This is a genomic window from Massilia cavernae (assembly GCF_003590855.1).
Classification (GTDB): Bacteria; Pseudomonadota; Gammaproteobacteria; order Burkholderiales; family Burkholderiaceae_D; genus Telluria_A; species Telluria_A cavernae.
In genome coordinates, this window is the sequence record NZ_QYUP01000187.1 from 1 (window position 1) to 7441 (window position 7441).

General features: G+C 63.5%; 4 protein-coding genes. 2 read left to right on the top strand and 2 right to left on the bottom strand.

Translation table 11 applies throughout. From position 1 onward, the window contains the following. A partial coding sequence (dacB, locus tag D3872_RS23775; protein WP_119813087.1) for a D-alanyl-D-alanine carboxypeptidase/D-alanyl-D-alanine endopeptidase occupies positions 1–942 on the bottom strand: 942 nt, incomplete at its 3' end. A gap of 8 nt (positions 943–950) precedes the next feature. Beyond that, positions 951–2189: a spore maturation protein gene (locus tag D3872_RS23780; RefSeq protein WP_119813088.1), complete on the bottom strand. Its 1239-nt coding sequence runs from the start codon at positions 2187–2189 to the stop codon at positions 951–953. A 196-nt stretch (positions 2190–2385) separates the two neighbouring features. Between D3872_RS23780 and D3872_RS23785 the strand changes: the two genes are divergently transcribed. Together D3872_RS23785 and D3872_RS23790 are read left to right on the top strand one after the other, a co-directional pair. Then, positions 2386–4179 (top strand): ABC transporter substrate-binding protein, encoded by a 1794-nt coding sequence (locus D3872_RS23785; RefSeq protein ID WP_119813089.1) that lies wholly within the window; start codon positions 2386–2388, stop codon positions 4177–4179. A 173-nt stretch (positions 4180–4352) separates the two neighbouring features. Beyond that, positions 4353–7199 (top strand): TonB-dependent receptor domain-containing protein, encoded by a 2847-nt coding sequence (locus tag D3872_RS23790; RefSeq protein ID WP_119813090.1) that lies wholly within the window; start codon positions 4353–4355, stop codon positions 7197–7199. The last annotated feature ends 242 nt before the right edge of the window (positions 7200–7441 follow it).

The window sequence follows — 7441 nt, forward strand, 5'->3', positions numbered from 1 at the left end:
CGCCAGCGCATTGTCCGACGGCTTGTTGATGTCGCGTACGACTTCCGGCAATGAACGCGAGGTGTGCGCCGCGAGCACACGCGCATCAGGCGGCGTGCTGCCTTCCACGGCCTCGCCCTTGATCGCGCCGCCCAACTGCTTCCACGTCAGGCGCACCAGCCGTTCGACGTAGTCCTGGCGGTCGACCACGTTGATGCTGTTGGTCTTCGCGCAGTCCTTCGGGAAGGTGCCGTTCAGGATCACGCGGATGCGGCCGTTCTCTTCCTTCTTCACTTCCGGCAGCTTCCAGCCGTCTTCCCACTTGGCGCAGTCGCCGTCGACCAGCGTCATGGCCGACTCGATGCTCACGCGTTCGAGCCTCGGCTCCATGGCCAGCTTGATGCCCTTGGCGGTCGAGCGCATGTCGACCTGCAGCATGTTCTTGTTGACCAGCAGTGCGTCGGGGATGACGTTGTAATAGGCCTCCGGCGACTCGTCGAACGGCGGCACGCCGACGTCCATGCGCGATGGGTTGAACAGGCCGCGGTCGATCACCAGATTGCCGTCGATGCGGCGGATGCCCTGGTTGCGCAGCGATTGCAGCATGCGGCGCAGTTCGTCGCCGTCCAGGTCCGCATCCGCCCCGCCGCGCAGGATCAGGTCGCCCTTCAGGCGGCCGCCGGCGATTTCGCCGGAACTCAAAAACTCGGTACGTCCCTTGAACACCGGCCCAAGCTGCTCCAGGCCCACCAGCGTGGTCACCAGCTTCATCGTCGACGCCGGCGCCATCGGCCGCTCGATATGCTGGGCCACCATCAGCGTATTCCCGCGGATGACCAGCGCGCTCATGGCGTCGGCGGGAATGCCGGACGACGCCATCAGCTCGGCGACCGGTTGCGGCAGTTGGGCGTGGGCCGCGAAGCTCCACGCAAGCAGGGTGACGAGGGCGGTACGACGCAGCATGGGGCTCCTTAACCGAAGAACAGGTAAGCGACAGAGATGGCGGTGATGATGCCGGCCAGGTCGGCGATCAGGCCGGCCGAGATGGCGTAGCGGGTGCGCTTGATGCCGACCGATCCGAAGTACAGCGCCACGATGTAGAAGGTGGTGTCCGCCGAGCCCTGGAAGATGCAGGCGAGGCGGCCGACGAAGGAGTCGACGCCGTAGGTCTGCATGGCGTCGATCATCATTGCCTTCGAGCCGCTGCCGGACAGGGGCTTCATCAGCGCGGTAGGCAGCGCCGGGACGAAGTCGGTGTTCATGCCAAGGCCGGTGAAGATCCAGCTGAAGCCGTTGACGATGAAGCCGAAGATGCCCGAATTGCGGATCACGCTGATCGCCACCAGCATGCCGACCAGGTAGGGAATCACGGTGATCGAGGTCTGGATGCCGCCCTTGGCGCCTTCGATGAAGGCGTCGTAGACGTTCACTTTCTTGCGCAGCGCGCCGCCGATGAAGATGATGATGATCGAGAACAGGATCAGGTTGCTCGACACCTTGGACACCAGCTCGATCTCCGGCTTGGTCAGGTGCTGGGTGAAGTAGTAGATCAGGGCGACGATACCTGCGGTCATGCCGCCCAGCCAGCCCAGCACCACGCGGTTGAGCAGGTTGATGCGCTGCTTGATCGAGCAGACGATGATGCCGGTGACGGTGGCCACGTAGGTGGCGATCATGCACGGGATGAAGATGTCCGACGGGTCGGCCGCGCCGAGGATCGCGCGCTGGGCCATGATTGACAGCGGGATCAGGGTCAGGCCCGAGGTGTGCAGCACCAGGAACATGATCTGGGCGTTGGTCGGCTCGTCCTTGTTCGGGTTGAGGGTCTGCAGGCTTTCCATCGCCTTCAGGCCGAACGGCGTGGCCGCGTTGTCCAGGCCCAGCAGGTTTGCCGAAAAATTCATCACCATGTGGCCGGTGGCCGGGTGGTCCTTCGGCACTTCCGGGAAGATGCGCGAGAAGAAGGGCGCGATCACTTTCGCCAGCCAGCCGACGGCGCCGGCTTTTTCGCCGATGTTCATGATGCCCAGCCACAGTGTCATGACGCCCGCCAGCGGCAGCGCGATGTCCATCACGGCAGCCTTGGCCGAATCGAAGGTGCCGTCAACAATCCTTTTGAAGATCTCAGTGTCGCCCAGGAAAACCCATTGGGCCAGCGCCGCCAGGAAACCTACGAGGAAAAAGCCCGACCAGATGTAATTCAGTGCCATGTGTACTCTGCTTGCGTGTTGGATGTGCACGATTGTGCAGCGAGAGTATAGGCGCAGGCCGGATCGAAATGATGAAAGAATGCAGCTTCGCCATACAAAAAAGTTATGTGCGGCACAGTCGATTTCATTGCCGGCAACGCTCGCCGGCGCCCCGGCTCGCATATCATACGCATCGACCAACCCGGGACCGACCTCGATGAAATTCAGCAAAACCGCTGCCGCCGCCCTGCTTTTCGCTTCCCTTCTCGGAGGCGGCGCGGCCGTCGCCGCGGATGCGCCCGCCAGGCCGCAGGTGCTGCATACCTTCCTGTCCACCAGCGAAACCGGGCTCGACCCGGCCGTCGCGTCCGACATCGCCACCCTCAGCCTGCTGGAGAACCTGTTCGACCCGCTGATGCGCTACGACTACCTGGCGCGGCCGCTCAAGCTGCGCGGGAACACGATCGAGGGTATGCCCGAGGTGTCGGCCGACGGCCTGAGCTACACGTTCAAGATCCGCCCGGGTATTTACTTCACGCCCGATCCGGCCTTCAAGGGCAAGAAACGCGAAATGACGGCGGCCGACTATGTTTACAGCCTGAAGCGGCTGTACGACCCGGTGCTGAAGTCGCCCTGGCTGTTCTTCTTCGAGGGCAAGCTGGCCGACGACAGCGCGCTGAAGAAGAACTTCAGCTATGCCGCCAATATTCCCGGCCTGGAAGCGGTCGACCGCTACACCTTGCGTATCCGCCTCAACGCGCCGGACAACAATTTCCTGCTGTACCTGGCCACCCCGGCCTCGGGCGTGGTCGCGCGCGAGGTGATCGAGGCGTATCCGGGCCAGGCCGGCAACCACCCGATCGGCACCGGCCCGTTCATGATCGGCGAATGGAAGCGCAGCGACCGCATCGTGCTGCTGGCCAATCCGGATTCGACCGCCGTGTTCCAGGCCACGCCGGGGGACGACCCGCGCGACAAGGCCATCGCCGCCGCGCTCGAAGGCAAGCGCCTGCCGCGCCTCGACCGCATCGAGGTCAAGATCGCGGAGGAATTCCAGGGCCGCATGCTCGGCTTCCTCAGCGGCGAGTACGACTACATCGAGCAGGTGCCCGAATCGATGACCGACATGGTGATCCAGGACGGCAAGCTGAAGGAATCGCTGGCGCAGCGCGGCATGGAGCTGTTCCGCTTCCCGGTGCTGCAGACCTACTACATGTGGATGAACATGGAAAACCCCGTCGTCGGCGGTTATTCCAAAGAGAAGGTGGCACTGCGCCGGGCCATTTCGCTCAGTTATAACAGCCCGGAGGACATCGCCCTGCTGAAAAAGGGTTTCGCCATCCGCGCCGAGTCGCCGCTGCCGCCCAACGTGCTGGGCCACGACCCGGCCTACCGCAGCCCGGTCGGCTACAACCCGGCGCTGGCCAGGGCGCTGCTGGACCGCTTCGGCTACGACAAGCGCGACGCGGATGGATTCCGGCGCGGCCCGGACGGCCAGCCGCTCACCCTGACGATGCATAGCGAAGCCACCGTGGGCGGGCGCCTGCGCGACGAGCTGTGGCGCAAGAACCTGAACGCCATCGGCCTGCGCGTGGTATTCCGCAGCGACAAGAAGACCGAGATCATCAAGGCATCCCGCCTGGGCAAGGTGATGATGTTCGAGAGTAACTGGATCGCCGACTTCCCGGACGGCGACAACTTCTACCAGCTGTTGTACGGTCCCAACAGCGGCCGCGCCAACTACGCCCGCTTCAACCTGCCGGCCTATAACCAAAAGTATGAAAGGTCGCGCCTGATGACCGATTCGCCGGAGCGAACCGAGCTGTACCGCGAGATGAACCAGCTGCTCCACGCCTACAACCCCTGGGTGCCCCTGACCCACCCGATCTCAGCCGATATCCGCCAGCCGTGGCTTAAAAACTACAAGCGCCACCCCGTGGAGTTCACTCCATGGCGCTATCTGGAGCTAGACCTTGCACAACGTCAACGCCTCGGTAGAATAGCCCGGTAATGTTGCCAAGCAATACATTCCATCAAGTTATGATTGCCGCTGGTTATTTCATTGGATACGTACATGGGTCCGACGTACTCTCGAATGAGAACAAAATGTAATGCTAAGAAACATTACCCAAAATGCATACCGCCGCAAGGCGGATGCAAAGCCCAAGAACTGAGGAGAAATACGTGAAGTTAAAGAAGATTGCGCAGTTGATCGCCCTGATTGGCGTCGTAAGCCCCGTACTGGCCCAGAACGCCCAACCGCAGCAAGTGATCCAGCGCGTCGAGATCACGGGTTCCAGCATCAAGCGGATCGCCAAGGAAGGCGCGCTGCCGGTTGAAATCATCTCTCGCAAGCAACTTGAAGAGCAAGGCATCGTCAACGCCGAGCAGCTGATCGCGACCCTGAACGTCAACGGCAACGGCTCCGACAACCTGGCCAGTAACGCCGACGTCACCTCCGGCGCACAGCGCGGCAACAACGGCGCATCGTCGGCCAACCTGCGCGGCCAGGGCGCCGACTCCACCCTGGTCCTGCTGAACGGCCGCCGCGTCGCGACCCACGGCATGAAAGGTTCGGCAGTCGACCTGAATTCGATCCCGTTCGCCGCGGTCGACCGCGTCGAAGTGCTGAAGGACGGCGCCTCTGCGATCTACGGTACCGACGCCATCGGCGGCGTGATCAACTTCATCCTCAAGAAGAACTACAAGGGCCTGGAAGCGTCGGCCTTCACCGACGTCACCGAAGCCGGCGGCGGCAACATCGGCCGCCTGCAGGTGACCGGCGGCTTCGGCGACCTGGCCGAAGACAAGTACAACGTCCTGATCGCCGCTTCCACCAGTGAGAACAAGGCGCTGCGCGGCGACCAGCGCGACTTCGTCAACACCTTCCAGCCGAACCGCGGCCTGTCGGTCGACACCCGCGGCGCGCCATACGCCAATGTGTTCGCCACCACCTTGGGCGACACCATCCTGAGCCGCAGAAGCAACACCGGCCCGGTCCTGCCGGGCACCACCCAGGCCTACACCGGCATCAGCGTGCTTGACCTGCCGGGCGGCGCGGGCTGCGGCTCGGTCGACGGCATGGGCGCCTATGACGAAAAGCTGTGGGACGTCGCCACCGCCGGTTTCGCATGCGCATGGGATACCGGCCGCGCGGCAGTCCTGCAGCAGCCCGTCGAAAACAGTAACTTCGTCGCGCGCGCCACCTTCGCGGTGGGCGAGCACCAGCTGTTCGCGGAAGCGGTCGGCTCGACCACCGAAGTGGCCAAGCGCTTCTCGCCAAACCAGGTGTCGCCAGGCGCGTCCACCTTCGACGCGCGCTCGTTCTATCCAGCCACCGGCTCGGCCTACAACGAAGTGTTCAACGCCATCGCCAAGGTATTCCCTTCGATCGAAGCGAACCGCGGCCTGCCTATCGCCTACCGCTGGCGCTGCATGGAGTGCGGCAACCGTGAAATCGTCACCGAAAGCAAAGCCGGCCGCCTGCAGTTCGGCGCCGACGGCCCGCTGTCGATCGGCGGCTACGGCTTCGACTACAAGATCGGCCTGTCGCACGCCTTCTCCGAATCCGAATCGACCCTCGGCACCGGCTACCAGTACACCGCCGCACTGCGCGACGCGCTGGGCAGCGGCCTGATCAATCCATTCCTGAAGGCTGGCGCGAAGCAGTCGCAGGCCGCGCTCGACCTGATCAAGTCCGCATCGGCGGAAGGCGTCGTCCTGTACGGCGGCAAGACCATCCTGACCGCGTTCGACGCATCGCTGTCCGGCGAAGTCTACAAGCTGCCTGCCGGTCCGGTGATGATGGCGCTGGGTACCGACCTGCGCAAGGAAGAGTACGAGTTCAATGGCGACCGCCGCGCCGCCGCCGCGCGTCCGGCCATCCTGAACGCCGCATTCGACGACACCAACGCGTTGCCGAACGTCAGCCGCGACATCCGCGCCATCTACGGCGAGGTGATCGTGCCTGTTACCACGGCGCTGGAAATCAACCTCGCAGTACGCCAGGATCACTACTCCGGCTTCGGCAACACCGTGAATCCGAAAGTATCGTTCCGCTACCAGCCGACCGAGGCGGTGCTGTTCCGCGGTTCGTACAATGAAGGCTTCCGCGCACCGTCGTTCAACCAGCTGTTCAACGGCGTCACCGAGTCGCAGTATGCAGGCAAGGACCTGGCCGACCCAGCGAAGTGCGCCGGCGGCAAGGTCGACAGCACCAAGCCAGGCTGCGAATCGATCACCCCGGTCATCTTCACCGGCGGCAAGGACACCCTGGGCCCTGAAACGGCGAAGCAAGGCACCGTCGGCGTGGTATTCGAGCCGGTGCGCAACGTATCGGCCAACCTCGACCTGTGGGAAATCCGCCGCTTCGACACCATCAAGTCGGTCAGCCTGACCGACATGCTGGCCAACTACAACCTGTTCACCGAGCAGTTCCTGCGCGATGGCAGCGGCAACGTCCTCGCGATCGACCAGCGCTGGGTCAATGCCGGCGAATCGATCACGCGCGGCCTCGAAGTCGGTGCGCGCACCAGCGGCAAGGCATGGGATGGCGCATGGACCGCCGGCATCGACGGTTCCCGCCTGCTGGAGAAGAAGAGCCGTCCGCTGGCCAACGCACCGTTCGGCAAGAGCGAAGTGGGCCTGTTCACCTTTACCGGCGACCTGGGCCTGAAGTGGAAGCACACCGCCTACGTCAGCTACAAGAAGGGTGACTGGAGCGGCTTGTTCCAGAACGTGTACCGTGACGGCTATATCGACCAGGTGCTGCCAGGCGTTGCGAGCGGCAAGGTTGTTCCGACCAACTACAATGCCAAGGTCGATCCGTACTCGATCTTCCATGCCAGCGTGAGCTACTCGGGTATCAAGAACCTGACCCTGACCGCCGGCGTCAAGAACCTGCTCGACGAAGATCCACCGTTCGCGATCACCTACGACAGCAACACCGGCGCAGGCAGCTCGTGGGAACCACGCGTAGCCGATCCGCGCGGCCGTTCGTTCACCTTCATGGCGACCTACAAGTTCCTCTGATAGGAACTGCATGACGGCCCGTTGCGGGGAGGCGGAAGGCGCCTCCCTTCAACGGGTTTTTTTATTTTGACGAAAGCATCGACGATGGCCCCTAGCGACAAGATCAGCCGGCGCAGCTTCGGCGCCCTGTTGGCCGCCGCTGCCGCGCTGCCCGCATCGGCGGCGGCGCGGGGCAAGCGTCCGCCACCTTCCATGAAACGACCACTGATCAAACCTCCGCGCCTGCACCAGGGCGACATCGT

Coding starts and splice junctions, on each gene's coding strand:
- D3872_RS23780 (WP_119813088.1), bottom strand. CDS start 2,189: ATGGCACTGAATTACATCTGGTCGGGCTTTTTCCTCGTAGGTTTCCTG.
- D3872_RS23785 (WP_119813089.1), top strand. CDS start 2,386: ATGAAATTCAGCAAAACCGCTGCCGCCGCCCTGCTTTTCGCTTCCCTT.